At 30.4% G+C, this 15592-nt stretch carries 14 protein-coding genes and 1 pseudogene; 2 read left to right on the plus strand and 13 right to left on the minus strand.

What is annotated here, in order from left to right; genetic code table 11:
* Positions 1–19: 19 nt before the first annotated feature.
* Positions 20–811, plus strand: a complete 792-nt coding sequence (murI, locus tag AC2D6T_RS10895; protein WP_484681513.1) for a glutamate racemase — start codon at positions 20–22, stop codon at positions 809–811.
* Here murI and AC2D6T_RS10900 read toward each other — a convergent pair.
* From AC2D6T_RS10900 to AC2D6T_RS10950, 11 genes and pseudogenes are all read right to left on the minus strand, one after another.
* A complete protein-coding gene (locus AC2D6T_RS10900) occupies positions 808–1791 on the minus strand; it encodes a PorP/SprF family type IX secretion system membrane protein (RefSeq protein WP_438989590.1) in 984 nt (327 codons plus the stop codon). The genes murI and AC2D6T_RS10900 overlap by 4 nt on opposite strands.
* Positions 1792–1920: 129 nt before the next feature.
* The gene (locus AC2D6T_RS10905; RefSeq protein ID WP_438989589.1) at positions 1921–2619 is read right to left on the minus strand and encodes a sulfite exporter TauE/SafE family protein; all 699 of its coding nucleotides are present in this window, start codon (positions 2617–2619) and stop codon (positions 1921–1923) included.
* Entirely contained in the window at positions 2619–3065 is a 447-nt protein-coding gene (locus tag AC2D6T_RS10910) for a FixH family protein (RefSeq protein WP_484681514.1), read from the minus strand. Before AC2D6T_RS10910 ends, AC2D6T_RS10905 begins: the two co-directional genes overlap by 1 nt.
* A gap of 87 nt (positions 3066–3152) precedes the next feature.
* Entirely contained in the window at positions 3153–4574 is a 1422-nt protein-coding gene (ccoG, locus tag AC2D6T_RS10915; protein ID WP_484681515.1) for a cytochrome c oxidase accessory protein CcoG, read from the minus strand.
* Between the two features lie 31 nt (positions 4575–4605).
* The gene (locus AC2D6T_RS10920; RefSeq protein WP_298947756.1) at positions 4606–5466 is read right to left on the minus strand and encodes a cbb3-type cytochrome c oxidase N-terminal domain-containing protein; all 861 of its coding nucleotides are present in this window, start codon (positions 5464–5466) and stop codon (positions 4606–4608) included.
* 16 nt (positions 5467–5482) lie between these two features.
* Complete coding sequence (locus tag AC2D6T_RS10925) at positions 5483–5647, minus strand: CcoQ/FixQ family Cbb3-type cytochrome c oxidase assembly chaperone (RefSeq protein ID WP_298947754.1); 165 nt, start codon at positions 5645–5647, stop codon at positions 5483–5485.
* A gap of 5 nt (positions 5648–5652) precedes the next feature.
* Positions 5653–7848, minus strand: coding sequence for a cytochrome-c oxidase, cbb3-type subunit I (gene ccoN, locus AC2D6T_RS10930; RefSeq protein ID WP_484681516.1), 2196 nt, complete (start codon positions 7846–7848; stop codon positions 5653–5655).
* Positions 7849–7858: 10 nt separating this feature from the next.
* A complete protein-coding gene (gene ccoS, locus AC2D6T_RS10935) occupies positions 7859–8035 on the minus strand; it encodes a cbb3-type cytochrome oxidase assembly protein CcoS (RefSeq protein WP_298947750.1) in 177 nt (58 codons plus the stop codon).
* A 139-nt stretch (positions 8036–8174) separates the two neighbouring features.
* On the minus strand, positions 8175–9539 hold the full coding sequence (hemN, locus tag AC2D6T_RS10940; RefSeq protein ID WP_484681517.1) for an oxygen-independent coproporphyrinogen III oxidase: 1365 nt from the start codon (positions 9537–9539) through the stop codon (positions 8175–8177).
* 54 nt (positions 9540–9593) lie between these two features.
* Positions 9594–9809 (minus strand): annotated as a pseudogene (locus tag AC2D6T_RS10945) (phosphorylase family protein); the annotation flags it as partial.
* Positions 9810–9898: 89 nt separating this feature from the next.
* Positions 9899–12271: a heavy metal translocating P-type ATPase gene (locus AC2D6T_RS10950; protein ID WP_484681518.1), complete on the minus strand. Its 2373-nt coding sequence runs from the start codon at positions 12269–12271 to the stop codon at positions 9899–9901.
* Between the two features lie 102 nt (positions 12272–12373).
* On the opposite strand from AC2D6T_RS10950, the gene AC2D6T_RS10955 reads away from it, so the two are divergent.
* Positions 12374–13060, plus strand: a complete 687-nt coding sequence (locus tag AC2D6T_RS10955) for a Crp/Fnr family transcriptional regulator (RefSeq protein ID WP_438989582.1) — start codon at positions 12374–12376, stop codon at positions 13058–13060.
* A 4-nt stretch (positions 13061–13064) separates the two neighbouring features.
* Here the strand turns inward: AC2D6T_RS10955 and AC2D6T_RS10960 are convergent, their stop codons facing one another.
* Together AC2D6T_RS10960 and AC2D6T_RS10965 are read right to left on the minus strand one after the other, a co-directional pair.
* Complete coding sequence (locus AC2D6T_RS10960) at positions 13065–14363, minus strand: sugar MFS transporter (RefSeq protein ID WP_484681519.1); 1299 nt, start codon at positions 14361–14363, stop codon at positions 13065–13067.
* A gap of 223 nt (positions 14364–14586) precedes the next feature.
* Positions 14587–15591, minus strand: a complete 1005-nt coding sequence (locus AC2D6T_RS10965) for a PorP/SprF family type IX secretion system membrane protein (protein ID WP_298947737.1) — start codon at positions 15589–15591, stop codon at positions 14587–14589.
* Position 15592 lies beyond the last annotated feature (1 nt).

The raw sequence follows: 15592 nt of genomic DNA on the forward strand, positions 1-15592 counted from the left end.
TTTTTATTTTTACAAGACAATGAGTAACCCAATTGGTTTTTTTGATTCTGGTGTAGGTGGTACTTCTATTTGGAAAGAAGTAATTGCTCTACTTCCACATGAAAACACGATCTATCTTTCTGATAGTAAAAATGCACCTTATGGCGAAAAATCTAAGGAAGACATTTTAGCTTTGTGTATAAAAAATACAGAGTTTTTACTAAAACAAAACTGCAAACTTATAGTAGTAGCATGCAATACAGCAACTACAAATGCCATTGAATATTTAAGAAACACCTACAATGTACCTTTTATTGGCATAGAACCTGCTATAAAACCTGCTGCTTTAAAAACTAAAACAAACACCATTGGTATTTTAGCTACCAAAGGCACCTTAAATAGTGCTTTATTCGAAAAAACGTCTAGTACTTTTAGAACTCATATTAAAATTAAAGAAACTATCGGAAAAGGGCTTGTAGAACTTATAGAAAAAGGCAAATTTAATTCTAAAGAAACAACTGCTTTATTGCAATATTATTTACAACCAATGATCGAAGAAAATATAGATGCTTTAGTTTTAGGCTGCACACATTACCCTTATTTAATACCACAAATTAGAAAAATTGTAGGGAATACTATTAAAATTATAGATTCTGGTGAGGCTGTTGCAAAACAAACAAAAGCTATCTTAAAAAAGAACGAGTTGTTACAGTTACAGAAAGAAATATCCAAACATGTTTTTTATATAAATATGGATAAAAACACACTAAAAAAATTAGTTTTAAACGCAAAAAATAAAAAGCAAGTAAAAGTTATTGAAACTACTTTTTAAAAACTACCGAACATCGTATTTATATTAGGACATGCTGCTGCTCTAGGTTCTCTTGTCCAAAGATTAATGCCCAAAGAGATTTGATGAAAGCCTGAATCCGCAAAAAGAATTTCGTTCAACTGTTTTGTATAGGTATAAGAAAACATAAAGTTTTTAAAGTTTACACCCACTATTGGTGAAAAATAAGAAGCATTGTCTATGCTATTCGCATCAAAGTTTCTTCTATAAGATAACGCTGCCCAAAGTTGTGTTTTAGACAATGTTTTGTAAACTTTTAAATTGATATCTGCCAATTTTTCTCCAGTACCTTCTCTAAATTGTAACATTACAGAGGGTTCTAACTGAACATAATTTTCTTTACCAAAATAGTATCCGGCAGATAAAATATAATTCCTTAAATCTAAGGGTTCTTGTACATTTAGATTATTTTTTGCTGTTAAAAAAAGGTTTTTAACAGTAAAATAAGAAGACAAACCACCTTTGTGATATGCTACACTAAAATCTGCATTGTAATAGCTGGTACTTTCTACTATGGCTGCAACAGTTGGGTCTCCATTAAAGGTTCTTTGGTCTGATTGATTTTGAACAAAAGTAAATGACAAACCAAAAGAAAGTTGTTCAAAAAAACGACCATTACTCATTGGTAAATGGTAAGCATAAGTACCTTGTACACCTTGTTGAGAGTGAAAACCATTTTTATCATTAAACAACACCAAGCCATAACCTGCATTAGATTCTTCGCCAAATTTTGTGTGAAAACTTATGGTTTGTAAAGCTGGTGCATTGGGTACACCAATCCATTGTTGTCTTGCTGTAAGCCTTAACTTACTAGAATTACCAATACCTGCAGCAGCTGGATGTATTAAAAAAATATTATCTGATAAATAATCGGTATAAATAGGTAAAGTTTCTTGTGCTCGACTATTTATAGAGAAAAAAATAATACTTAAAAGGCAAATTCTAATGTAAATTAACTTCATTAAAGCTTTATTATTTATGAGAAATCAAATATATTATATTTCTTGATAAGAATACTTTTTAGAGCATACTTTTAACATAGTTACATTACTAAAAATACATTTTTTATTTTAATTTACTACAAAAAGTAATTAATGGCAAGTGGCTGAATTAGAAACAAGGTCTAAAACTGGTGTTGGAGAAATGTACGGTATGCCTAAACCTAAACCTCTTAAAATAAAAAGTAGCCCAATACAAAACACAAAAACGGGTATTGCTTGTTGTATTTTTTTTCTAAAAGTACCTTTGGTAAAATTCCCTAAATACACAACAGAAGTCATTAAAGGTATGGTACCTAAACCAAAAAGAAACATGTAAAAACTACCAGAAAAAGCATTGGTAGTTGCTAAAGCACCAAAAATAGCCATATAAACCAAGCCACAAGGCAAAAATCCGTTTAAAAAGCCAATGGTAAAAAAAGTATCGTTTCTTTTATTTTTTAGTTCTTTACCTAATGTGTTTTTTACTTTAAAGATAACATTACTAATAGTTTTAGAAATATTTACTTTTTTGAATATTTTTGGAAAAAGAATAAATAAAATCATTAAAACACCAACCACAATAGATATTTGTTGCTGAAACCCAAAGAGGTAAAAACTTTTACCTAATAAACCGAATAACAACCCTATTAAACTGTAGGTAAATAACCTACCCAAATGATAGCTTAAAATTTGAAAAAAACCTTTTACTTTATTGGTTCTATCAATTGGCAACATAAAGGCTATAGGACCACACATTCCCACGCAGTGGAAACTACCTAATAAACCAAATATAATTGCAGATAGAAACATTAATAGTTAATTTCTTTTTTTACCAAGTAATTTTTATTGTTATATTTAAAAACTATATTAATGTTCCAGCGACCATCTAGTAAACGTTTCTCAGGCACGAGCAAATATGGTTTAGAAATTGAAATAGGTATTTCAAAATCTAATTGTTTATTAGATGGTCTATATAGGAACACTTTTCCTTGAATCTTATTAGGGGTAAAGTTGTTTGGAAACGTTATTTTTAAATCTTTTGCTACTCTTTCTATTTTTATTTTTTCATTTAAATTAGAAGCGTTTTGTTCTGCATCTATTTCATCTTGAAAACCTAACTCTTTTTGGTAGTATTTTTCGGTAACCAAATCATGACTATAAGCAGTATCTGTACTCATTGTAATAACAAAATACATGATAAAACCAATAAAAGCTACAATTGCCAGTACGATACCTGTTCCCCAATTTAATTTCATAATTATAATTTCTTATGTAAAACTTCTCTTTTCTTAGAAATGGTATTAAAATTAACTTCTAACTTCAATTTTCAAACTTTAATCTTATTACTTGTAACTTCTTGGTCCTAAAAAATTTGTACTGGTAGTTTCTATTAATTTATCGCCACTAAATACCCCTATTTCAAGTTTATCTTTATCGCCTTTTAAGGCAGATGCATTAATTTCTATAAATAAAGTACCTTCTGCTAAACCTCTTTTTGGTACTATAAAATTAGAGTGAGACACCAACTCAATTTTACCTTTATGAGATAATATTTTATAGCTAATATCTTTTATATCTTTAGATGTTTTATTAATTACTTTATAAGTATAAACATTACTTATAATGTTGTTTTCTTTATGTTGATATAATTGCCCTGGCAATCTTAAAATGGTTGCTTCTACATCGTTTCTTAAAAAAAGCATTCCTATTAGAATACCTGTTAAAATGAACAATACAGCAGAATAACCTTTCATTCTGGCAGTAAATTGAAAAGTTTTTTTCTTGGCGATATTATCTTCGCTGGCATAACGTATTAGGCCTTTTGGCAGACCAACACTTTCCATAATATGATCGCATTCATCTATACAAGCTGTACAATTTACACACTCTAATTGTGTACCATTTCTAATATCTATACCTGTTGGACAAACTACTACACATTGTTTACAATCTATACAGTCTCCTTTGCCTAAGGCTTCTCTATCTTCATTTTTCTTAAATTTAGATCTGCCTTTTTCTCTTTCTCCACGTTTGTGATCATAAGCCACATTAATGGTTTTGTTATCTAATAAAACTCCTTGTAATCTACCATAAGGACAAGCAATAATACATACTTGCTCTCTAAACCAAGTAAATACAAAATAGAAAACTGAAGTAAATATTAGTAAAGCTATAAGGGTACTTATATTATCTAAAGGATTGCCAGTGATGTAACTAATTAGTTTATCTCCGCCAATTAAATAAGCTAAAAAAACATTGGCAATGATAAACGAAATGATAAAGAAAATAAACCATTTTAAAAGTCTTTTTCTAATTTTCTCTGCATTCCAAGGTTGCTTGTCTAATCGAATTTGTTTTCCTCTATCACCATCTATCCAATATTCTATTTTACGAAAAACCATTTCTAAAAAGATAGTTTGTGGGCAAATCCATCCGCAAAAAATTCTTCCAAAAACAACAGTAAATAAGATTACAAACACAACACCTGTAATCATTGAAATTACTAATAAATGAAAGTCTTGTGGCCAAAAAGGAAATCCAAAAATATTAAACTTACGTTCTAAAACGTTAAATAATAAAAATTGATTTCCGTTAATTTTTATAAAAGGGGTAGCTAATAAAAAAGCTAATAAAAAATAACTTACATAGCTTCTATATTTATAAAATCTACCACTTGGTTTTTTAGGAAAAACCCAAGAGCGCTTTCCTTCTGAATCAACAGTAGCAATACTATCTCTAAAAACTTCATTCTCGGGTGTTTCCATATGAATACTTATTTTTTAATTTAATAAAAGTTTATTCTTGCTCCCACTTTTCTCCTTGTGGAGCTTTTGCTTGTGCAGGTGTTGTGCCTTGTAAAGAAAGTACATAACTTGATACTTTTGCAATATCTGCGGCTTTTAAGGTTTTATTCCACGCAATCATACCTTTACCATCTCTACCTCCATTATAAACCGTGTTAAATACGTTTTTGATACCTCCTCCTAGAATCCAATATTCATCTGTTAAGTTGGGGCCTATTTGACCTCCCCCGTCTTTTAAGTGACAAGATGCACAGTTTAAGTTAAAAACAGCTTTACCTCTTGATAAATCGCTAGCATCTGTTAAAAGGGTTACGTTTTCTGGCGTAATTAAATCTACTGGTGCCGATTTTTTGTATTCTTTTAAAGCAGCTTTTGCTTCTGCAACAGCTTTGTTATACTCCATAGTTTGATTGTCTCCATCTAACACATGAAACCTTACCAAGTATATAATACCAAACAAAATAGTTGCATAAAACATGTATACCCACCAAGGTGGTAAAGAGTTATCTAATTCTTTTATACCATCGTAATTATGATCTAAAACAATATCTTCTTCTTGATCTATTGCCTTAGCTTTCGTCCATTTTAGCAATATTTTTTTAATCCAAAGATTGGGTTCTTCAGGTAAAATGCCTTCTTTTTCGTTTTGTAAATCTGTAGCTCTTTTAATTGCCAATACATTTACAGCTTCTTTAAGAACTAGTACTAAAACAAAACCTATTAAAGCTAACCAAACTAGCGGGTTTTCATAAATATTAAATGGGTTTTCGTACACCATAAACGATTTTGCAAGTGCTATAAACGTAACAATTACAAAAACTACATATATTGTAGATTGAAAAGATCTTTTCATTTTTTTAGCTTTAATATTAATCTAATGGTATTTTACTTACCTTATTTATATAGTCTTTTTTTGCTGTAAACACCCACCAAAATAGGGCTACAAAAAAAGTGAAAAATATAATGAGAGATATCATTGGATAAATTTCTATTCCTGTAATACTCTCTAAATGTCCTTTTAAAAATTTAAACATATTTTCTATTTTTTAGAGATTTGTTGTTCTTTTTTTACTTTAATATCTGTACCTAAACGTTGTATATATGCTATTAAGGCAACTATTTCTCTGTTTTTCATTTCTATAAAATCCTCTCCATTTTCTTGTGCATATTTTCTATCTGCATCGTAGTTTTTTGCAAAATCTGGATCTGCATATAGGTTTTCTTGAATCTGAGCTCCTTGAGCTAACATATGTGCTTGTGCATTTGTAATTTCTTCATCTGTATATGGCACTCCTAAAGTTACCATTGCTTTCATTTTATCTTCTGTTGCAGATTTATCAAGCTCATTTATTATTAACCATTTGTATGATGGCATAATAGATCCTGGAGATGTACTTTGTGGATCGTACATGTGGTTTAAGTGCCAGCTATCATTATATTTCTGACCTACTCTATGCAAATCTGGCCCTGTACGTTTACTTCCCCATAAAAATGGATGATCATACACGAACTCTCCTGCTTTAGAGTATTCTCCATAACGTTCTACTTCACTTCTAAAAGGTCTAATCATTTGAGAGTGACACCCCACACAACCTTCTCTTATATATAAATCTCTACCTTCTAATTCTAAAGGTGTATATGGTTTTACACTACTAATGGTTGGAATGTTCGATTTTACTAACAATGTTGGTATAATCTGTACAGCTCCACCAATTAAAATAGCAATTGTTGCATAAATGGTTAATTTAATAGGTTTTCTTTCTAACCAAGTATGATATCCTTCTCCTTTTGTTCTGTGTTTAGATACTTTCTTTAAAGCTGGTGCTTCTGCTAACTCATCTTTCACAGCACTACCAGATCTAACTGTTCTTACCACATTGTACAACATAATAAGCGCACCTAAAATATACATACTACCACCAATGGCACGCATCCAATACATGGGTATAATTTCGTTTACGGTTTCTAAAAAGTTACCATACGTCAAAGTACCATCTGGATTAAATTGTTTCCACATAGAAGCTTGTACAAAACCAGCTACATACATTGGTAATGCGTATAATATGATTCCTAAAGTACCTACCCAAAAGTGTACGTTTGCTAAACCTGTAGAATATAATTTTGTTTTAAACAATTTTGGTATCATCCAGTATAACATTCCAAATGCTAAGAAACCATTCCATGCTAAGGCACCAACGTGAACGTGTGCAATAATCCAGTCAGAAAAGTGTGCAATTGCATTTACATTTTTTAATGATAACATGGGTCCTTCAAAAGTTGCCATACCATAACCTGTAATTGCCACCACCATAAATTTTAAAACTGGGTCTGTACGCACTTTATCCCAAGCACCTCTTAAGGTTAATAAACCATTAATCATACCTCCCCAAGATGGCGCAATTAACATTACAGAAAATGCTACACCTAAATTTTGTGCCCAATCTGGTAAAGCAGAATACAATAAATGGTGTGGTCCTGCCCAAATATATATAAAGATTAAAGACCAAAAGTGTACAATAGAAAGTCTATAAGAATACACAGGCCTGTTAGCTGCCTTAGGAACAAAATAATACATTAATCCTAAAAATGGTGTTGTTAAGAAAAATGCAACTGCATTATGGCCATACCACCATTGTACGAGTGCATCTTGTACACCTGCGTAAACAGAATAAGATTTTAAGGCAGTAACTGGTAACTCTAAACTATTAAAAATATGTAAAACTGCAACTGTTACAAATGTTGCTAAATAAAACCAAATAGCCACATATAAGTGACGTTGTCTTCTTTTTAAGATGGTCAAAATCATGTTTACACCAAAAGCTACCCAAACTAAAGCAATGGCTATATCTATAGGCCACTCTAATTCTGCATACTCTTTAGAAGTTGAATACCCTAAAGGAAGTGTAATAGCTGCTGCAACAATAATTAATTGCCATCCCCAAAAATTAAAGTTACTTAAAAAATTACTGGCCATTCTGGTTTTTAATAAACGCTGTAGCGAATAATAAACACCCGCAAAAATAGCATTCCCTACAAAGGCAAAAATTACTGCATTTGTATGCAAAGGTCTTAAACGACCAAAACTTAACCACGAAATTCCCTCTGTATAGTTTGGGAATAAAAACATAAAAGCCAGCATTAACCCGACCGTAAAACCTACTATACCCCAAAGTAGCGTTGCGTAGATAAACTTTTTTACGATCTTATTGTCGTAATAAAATTGTTGCATTTCCATATAATATAATTTAAACTTTAGTTGATTTTTCTGTTGATTCTTTCACTAATTCATCATCAAACAGCATACGAACAGAGGGCGTGTATGAATCATCATACTGACCTCTCTTTACTGAATAAATAAATGCGATAAAAAATACTATAGCCACTAAAATACTTAGTGTTAGTAGAAGGTATATTACGCTCATATCTTGCCTGATAATTTAATAGTTCAAAAATAACTTTGTTATTAATTTTAAAATATGACATTTATCATATTTACTGAACGCGCTGTTGTGTAAAACCATAAAACACAAATAATCAATTATTTAAATTCAAATAATTTTACTAAATAGTCATAGAAAATAATTGTGTTTTGGGTTTATTTTCTAATAAATGTACATCAAATGCCATGCAAATATTTCTTACAAAGGGTCTTGCTTTTTCTGGTATGATTACTTTATTTTTTTCAATTTTAACCAAACCATCATTTTCCATTTCTTTTAATAATGCTAAATGCTTTTTTATATTTTTAATTTGCATAGTCTCTTTTTCCCACGAAGTGGAAAAATGACACATCATATTTAAAATATGTTTTCTGATAACCCTATCTTCTTCAGTTAATAAATGGCCTCTAAAAATTGGAATTTCGCCCGCATTTACCAATTGTTGATACTCTTTTACCGTTTTTACATTTTGTGCAAATGCATACCAAGAATCAGATATAGCAGACATTCCTAAACCAATCATTAACTGGGTTTTACTGGCTGTGTATCCCATAAAATTTCTATGGATGGTTTTATTGACGGTTGCCTTATACAAGCTATCTGTTTTTAATGCAAAATGATCCATCCCAATTTCTTGATAATCCAAGGTTGCAAAAAGTTCTTTTCCTAATTCATACAAAGCTCTTTTTTCTTCGTCTTTTGGCAAATCATTTTCGTTAAAACCTCTTTGACCTACGCCTTTTACCCAAGGCACATGTGCATAACTGTAAAATGAAATTCTATCTGGCTGTAGCTCTTTTGTTTTGTTGATGGTATGAATTACGTTTTCTTTGGTTTGAAATGGTAAACCAAAAATTAAATCGTGACTTACAGAAGTATATCCAATTTCTCTAGACCATTTTGTAACTTGTTCTACTGCTTCAAAAGGTTGAATTCGATGAATGGCTTTCTGTACTTTTTCATTATAATCTTGCACACCAAAACTTACTCGTGTAAAACCACAATCAAACAACGTTTGTAATTGCTCTTTGGTAGTATTATTTGGATGACCTTCGAAACTGAATTCGTGTTCTGGATGTTTTTCTGCACTAGAAAAAATACCATTCATTAAAAATTGTAAGTTTTCTTTTGAGAAAAAAGTAGGTGTACCACCACCTAAATGCAACTCTTTTACAATGGGTTTTTCGTGTAACAAAGCCACATATAATTTCCACTCTTTTAAAAGAGTTTCAATATACTCCTCCTCTACTTCATGACGTTTTGTAATGTGTTTATGACACGCACAAAAAGTACACAAACTCTCACAAAATGGTAAATGAATGTATACACTTATCCCTTCAGACTGGTTACTTTCTTTAAACGATTTTTGAAAAGATTGTATCCAATCTTGTTTTTGAATTCCTGCTTTGTTCCAATAAGGTACAGTTGGATAACTAGTATATCTTGGTCCTGGAATGTTGTATTTTTGTATTAATGATTGTTTCATGTGTTCTCGATACAATTTTGTTTCATTCTTTAACAAAATCACCTAAACTGATAACTATGCCAATTCTAAAGCAATTTCTATCATTTCTTTAAAGGTTTGTTCTCTTTCATCTGCTGTGGTTCTTTCTTTGGTTACCAAACTATCTGAAATTGTTAAAATAGATAGTGCATTTACATTGTATTTTGCTGCAACTGTGTACAAACCAGAAGTTTCCATTTCTACACATAAAACACCATATTCTGCCCATTTTTTGTAACTATCAAAATCATCTGCAATCCATTTTGCTCTCATTGGATCTCCAGGTAACAAAACTGTTTTTGCTATTTCTCCTTTTTTTGCTTGTATATGAATGCTCATAATTATTTAATTTTAGTACCTAATAAATTGGTAGAAATGGTTGTAAAAACAACAATACTTATAGAACTTAAAGGCATTAAAATTGCCGCAATAACAGGCATTAATTGACCAGTTACAGCAAAATACAAACCAATAACATTGTAGCATAAAGACAGTATAAAACAATATTTTATAATTTTTATAGCCTTTTTTGATGCTTTTAAAAAAGTTGCTATTTTATAAAATTTTGATGCATCTAAAATACCATCGCAAGCAGGAGAAAACACATTGATGTTTTCTGATAAAGCAATACCCACGTCACTTTGTGCTAAAGCACCTGCATCGTTTAAACCATCGCCAATCATTGCTATTTTTTTACCTTGCTTTTGTAAATTAGCTACCACGTCTAATTTGTTCTCTGGTTTTTGATTGAATAACAAATCGGTAACAGAGGGCAAAAAGTGTTGTAAATACTCTTTTTCACCCTCATTATCACCAGAAACTACAGCAAGATTATAATTTTTATTAAGCGAATTGAAGAGTTGTTTAACCCCTTTTCTATAGGCATTTTTAAAAATATATTTTCCTTTATAAACATCATTAAAAGTGATATGCACAGCCGTATCTAAAGTTGATTTTTCATCATTATTATTTACAAATGACGCTGACCCTAGTTTTAAATTTGTAGTATCAAAATTGGCTTCTATACCTTTACCAACCACTTCTTTGTAATTGGTTATAGGTTGTGTTTCTATTTTATGAAATTTGTTATAAAGCGTTCTACTTAATGGATGGTTTGAAGCTCGTAAAGTGCTTTTTAAAAATTTTTCTTCTACTAGGTTAAGGGCTTCACCTTCGTATAAAATTTTACTTTCTTTATTGGTTGTTAATGTGCCTGTTTTATCGAAAATTACAGTATCTATTTTTGCCAATTGTTCTACAACTGTGGCGTTTTTAAGGTAGAATTTTTGTTTGCCAAAAATACGCAACATATTGCCAAGAGTAAAAGGTGCTGCCAATGCTATAGCACAAGGACAAGCAATAATTAAAACAGCTGTAAATACATTTAAGGCCTTATTAGAATCGATAAACAACCAATAAACTGTTGCTAAAATAGCTATAGATAAAACTGCTATTGTAAAGTTTTTACTAATGGTATCTGTAATGGTTTTAAAGGGTGATTTGTTTTCTTTATTAAATACATCATTACTCCATAATTGAGTTAAATAGCTTTGAGATACAGATGCTAAAACTTCCATTTCTATAACACCAGAAAGTTGTTTACCACCCGCAAAAAGTTTGTCTCCAGATTTTTTTTCTACAGGTACCGCTTCACCTGTAACAAAACTATAATCTATTGCTGCGTTTCCGTTGATTAAAATTCCATCTACAGGTATTAATTCTTCATTTCTGATTAATAACCTGTCTCCTTTTTCTACATCGTAAATTGGTACATTTTCTTCTTTTGAATTTCTAATTCTTGTAACTGCAATTGGGAAATACGATTTATAATCGCGCTCAAATGATAAAAAATTGTAAGTTTTTTGTTGAAAAAATTTTCCTAGTAATAAAAAGAAAACCAAACCTGTTAAACTATCAAAAAAACCAGTACCCAAGTCGAAAATAATTTCTACAGTACTTCTTATAAATAATACAGAAATACCCAACGCAATAGGTACATCTATGTTTAATATTTTAGAGCGTAATCCTTTAAAGGCTGATACAAAATAATCTTTACCTGCATAAAAAACAACAGGTAATGAAAAGAAAAACATCAACCAACGAAAAACATTTTTATATTTTTCTATCCAAAAACCATCTACTTCAAAATATTCTGGAAATGACAAAAACATTACATTTCCAAAAGCAAAACCTGCTAGTCCTAATTTATAAATTAAACTTCTGTCTACTGCTTTTTTTCCACCTTCGTAATCTTCTAAACTTATATAAGGCTCATAACCAATTGCACTTAACAATAAAACTATTTCTTTTAAAGAAGTGTTCTCTAAATTAAAGGTAACTTGAACTTGTTTTTTGGTAAAATCTACTTGAGATGATGAGATTTCTGGCTTTAATTTATGTAGGTTTTCTAGCACCCAAATACAAGAACTACAGTGAATGTGTGGTATATAAAGTGTTACAATTTGTGTATTTGCGTCAGAAAAATCTAATAATTTTTTAACAATTTCTTCCTGTTCCAAGAAATCATATTTTCCTTGAATTTCGGTTGGTACTGCTCCTGGATTTTCTTGAAAATCGTAATAACAAGTTAAATCGTTCTCAGAAAAAATCTCATAAACAGTTTTACAACCATTACAACAGAATTGCTTTTCATCAAACTTAACGCATTTGTCATCACAAGAATCGCCACAGTGATAACATTGTGTAGATTTCATATTTACTCTTTTGCCTTTTGCAAAATTCTAAGAATTGTTTTGTTTATTATATGATATTTATCATCTTTTGAATATATTTGGTTGGATATTTATTTTATTCTTATGAGTAAGTGTGAACAATGTATTGTACGTAAATTTAATTCTTTAACCCATTTGTCTAGAGAAGAATTGGTTAAAATATCTGCGTGTAAAACTTCTAGAACCATCAAAAAAGGAGAGCCACTTTTTAGGGAAGGAGAGCATATAAATGGCATCTTTTGTATAAAAGATGGTATTTGTAAGGTTTCTAAAATGAGTGAAAATGGTAGAAATCAAATTGTAAATCTTATTAAAAAAGGAGATATTCTTGGTGAAAGAAGCTTAATAACACAAGAAGCTTCTAATTTAGAAGCTATTGCTTTAGAGGATATGGAAGTTTGTTTTATCCCTAAAGAAGAAATTATTGAAGATTTAGAAAAGAATCCGAAATTTTCTATGAGCGTGTTAAAAGATATGGCTAATAACTTAAAAAAAGCCGATAATATTATTGTAGACATGGCTCAAAAAACCGTTAAACAACGCTTGGCAGAAACCCTTATCAATTTAAAAGAAAAGTTTGATACAAATAATGATGGTATTATAAATGTACGTTTATCTAGAGAAGATATTGCCAATATTATTGGTACAGCTACAGAATCTGCCATTAGGTTATTATCTGACTTAAAAAAGAAAAAATATATAGAATTTGTAGGTAAAGAAATTAAAATTTTAAATTTACCTGAGTTAGAAAAAATTGCTCAGGGTTTTTAAAATATTACCACTTTTTTAATTTATGCCCCCAAATTGCGAAGTATAAAATTATGGCATAGCAGGGTATTAAAATCCAATAACTACTATTAGAAGCTTGTGCTAAAGCTGTAAATTCTTCTGTACCATTTGCAATTATTTCTTGTTTGTTAGCATCTACCAACCTACCGTATAATGGAGGTATTAATGCACCACCCGAAATTGCCATAATTAAAAGAGCAGATCCTGTTTTTGTAAACTTACCTAAACCCTCTAAAGTTAAAGGCCAAATGGCTGGCCAAACCAATGCATTAGCAATACCTAAACCAGCAACAAATAAAATAGATATAAAACCTGTAGTGTTTATTATAAAAAAACTAAAAATAATTCCTAAGATAGCACTTGCAATTAAGGCCGTTTTTTGTTTTAAATAGTTTGGAATTAAAAACACACCTAAAGCATATGTTACTACCATTGCTAAAAGTGTATAAGTTGTAAAATACTTTGCCTCTTCACCTGTAAAACCCAAAGAAATACCATAGGCTATAATAGTATCACCAGCAATAACTTCTGCACCAACATATACAAATAAAGCAACTACACCTAACCATAAATTTGGAAATTGAAAAATACTTGTTTTAGTTGTACTTTGGTTATTTACATCTTTATTTTCTGCAGCCTCTACTTGTGGCAATGGCGCTTTTCTAATTAAAAAACCTAATACAAATAATATAATTGCCATTATAAGGTAAGGTATAAATACACTATCTGCCATTGTATCTAACAAAACATTTTTTTCTTCTAGAGTAGCACCTGCTAGTTTTTCTTTTGTTTTATCAATACCAGATAGCAACAAAGCACCAAATATAAGAGATCCTAAAGCACCTGCCGTTTTGTTTGCAATACCCATAATTGCAATTCTTTTTGCACCACTTTCTATAGGACCCAAAATTGTTATGTACGGGTTTGCAGCAGTTTGTAAAATAGTCATACCAATACCTTGTATAAAAATACCTGCTAAAAACAACCAATAAGTTCTTGCCTCTGCAGCTGGTATAAAAACCAAAGCACCTATTGCCATAATTATTAAACCTAAAGACATGCCTTTTTTATAGCCGATTTTATTTAAAATATAAGAGGCTGGTAATGCCATTACCACAAATGAAATATAAGAAGCAGAAGCTACTAAGTAAGATTGTGCATCTGTTAATTCGTTAATGGTTTTCATAAACGGTATTAAAGCTCCGTTAATCCAAGTTACAAAACCAAAAATGAAAAATAAACTTGCAATAATAATTATGGCTATGGTATTCTTTTTTTGTTGCATCTATGTTATCTATTTATAAATTAAAGATTTGTTTAGTATACTGCGTATTAGTTGTGTTAAATACACATAAGTATCATAAGCACTGTAAAAATAAACATCATGAATAGGATTGACTTTAACATTTAAGTTATTTGAAATTGAACTCTAAAAATCAGCAAACATCTAATAATCGCTTACAAGAGCAACGATCTTTAAACCACCTAGTGTATTTTATTAGCATGCATTATAGCCCGTAAAAACGACTATTATTTCCTCTTTTGTTTTTGTTATCAGGATTAAAGTCAAAAGTAATATACAATTCAAAACTGTTAAAATCAGTACCTGTTGGGCCAGGAGATATCATATCTATAGAATAATTAACACCAAGTTCTATTTGTTGAACAAAAAGACTTAAAGAGGCACCTAATTGAGATATTGTAAAGCCTTCATAGTTATTAAAGTATTGATTAAGCCCTACAGAAATATTTCCTAATATTACTTCTTGAAAAAGACCTATTCTAGATTTCTCACCTTGCATAGAAAAAGAGTTATATAAAAATAGGTAAGAAAATGAAGGCAAAATACCTCGTCCATAAGGGTTTAAATCATACTCATAACCCATTTGTAAAGAGAGCAATAAGTCTTTCTTGTTTTTTGATGAGGAATTAAAAGATGTATCAGGAGTATTGATGTGTTTTGCATTAAACCCAAAAAATAAGTTTTCGTTGTTGTGGATCGAAAATCCTGCAGCCCAATCAAAATAATTAATTTGACCATCAATGTTTACGGGGTCAATAGTAACTCCAGCAATACTCCCATTTAATAAGTTTATTTGATCTTCAAAAATCAAATTATTGTAATTTAATGAACTGCTGCCATATCCTATAGATACCGAGGGATTAAACGTCCATCTGTAATTAAATTGTGTTCTATAAATATAATGTAAATTAGTTGTTGAGATTGAGTATCCAAGACTTTTTACATCAATGGTCTTAACATCTAGAGCCAATGAAAAATTACTTTGTTCAAAAAAATGATTTACAAAGGCAAATTTTGTTTCTATTTTGCTAGCATCAGTAAAACCCTCTGATCCAGTTAATACCCCTGCTTTTGAAGAGTCTCCAAAAGCATAAAAACTAGGGTTTTGAGCACCCATGATTTTGTTTTGGTTTTTAATGATATTATCTTGAGAAAATCCAAGGTTGTAAACTAAGATTAAAAGAGGGAGGTATAGAGATTTTAATTTCATA

It is taken from the genome of Polaribacter sp. YIW18, from assembly GCF_057219325.1.

Excerpts from the sequence above, each read along its gene's own strand:
- murI (WP_484681513.1), top strand. The coding sequence starts at position 20 with ATGAGTAACCCAATTGGTTTTTTTGATTCTGGTGTAGGTGGTACTTCT.
- AC2D6T_RS10900 (WP_438989590.1), bottom strand. The coding sequence starts at position 1,791 with ATGAAGTTAATTTACATTAGAATTTGCCTTTTAAGTATTATTTTTTTC.
- AC2D6T_RS10905 (WP_438989589.1), bottom strand. The coding sequence starts at position 2,619 with ATGTTTCTATCTGCAATTATATTTGGTTTATTAGGTAGTTTCCACTGC.
- AC2D6T_RS10910 (WP_484681514.1), bottom strand. The coding sequence starts at position 3,065 with ATGAAATTAAATTGGGGAACAGGTATCGTACTGGCAATTGTAGCTTTT.
- ccoG (WP_484681515.1), bottom strand. The coding sequence starts at position 4,574 with ATGGAAACACCCGAGAATGAAGTTTTTAGAGATAGTATTGCTACTGTT.
- AC2D6T_RS10920 (WP_298947756.1), bottom strand. The coding sequence starts at position 5,466 with ATGAAAAGATCTTTTCAATCTACAATATATGTAGTTTTTGTAATTGTT.
- AC2D6T_RS10925 (WP_298947754.1), bottom strand. The coding sequence starts at position 5,647 with ATGTTTAAATTTTTAAAAGGACATTTAGAGAGTATTACAGGAATAGAA.
- ccoN (WP_484681516.1), bottom strand. The coding sequence starts at position 7,848 with ATGGAAATGCAACAATTTTATTACGACAATAAGATCGTAAAAAAGTTT.
- ccoS (WP_298947750.1), bottom strand. The coding sequence starts at position 8,035 with ATGAGCGTAATATACCTTCTACTAACACTAAGTATTTTAGTGGCTATA.
- hemN (WP_484681517.1), bottom strand. The coding sequence starts at position 9,539 with ATGAAACAATCATTAATACAAAAATACAACATTCCAGGACCAAGATAT.
- AC2D6T_RS10950 (WP_484681518.1), bottom strand. The coding sequence starts at position 12,271 with ATGAAATCTACACAATGTTATCACTGTGGCGATTCTTGTGATGACAAA.
- AC2D6T_RS10955 (WP_438989582.1), top strand. The coding sequence starts at position 12,374 with ATGAGTAAGTGTGAACAATGTATTGTACGTAAATTTAATTCTTTAACC.
- AC2D6T_RS10960 (WP_484681519.1), bottom strand. The coding sequence starts at position 14,363 with ATGCAACAAAAAAAGAATACCATAGCCATAATTATTATTGCAAGTTTA.
- AC2D6T_RS10965 (WP_298947737.1), bottom strand. The coding sequence starts at position 15,591 with ATGAAATTAAAATCTCTATACCTCCCTCTTTTAATCTTAGTTTACAAC.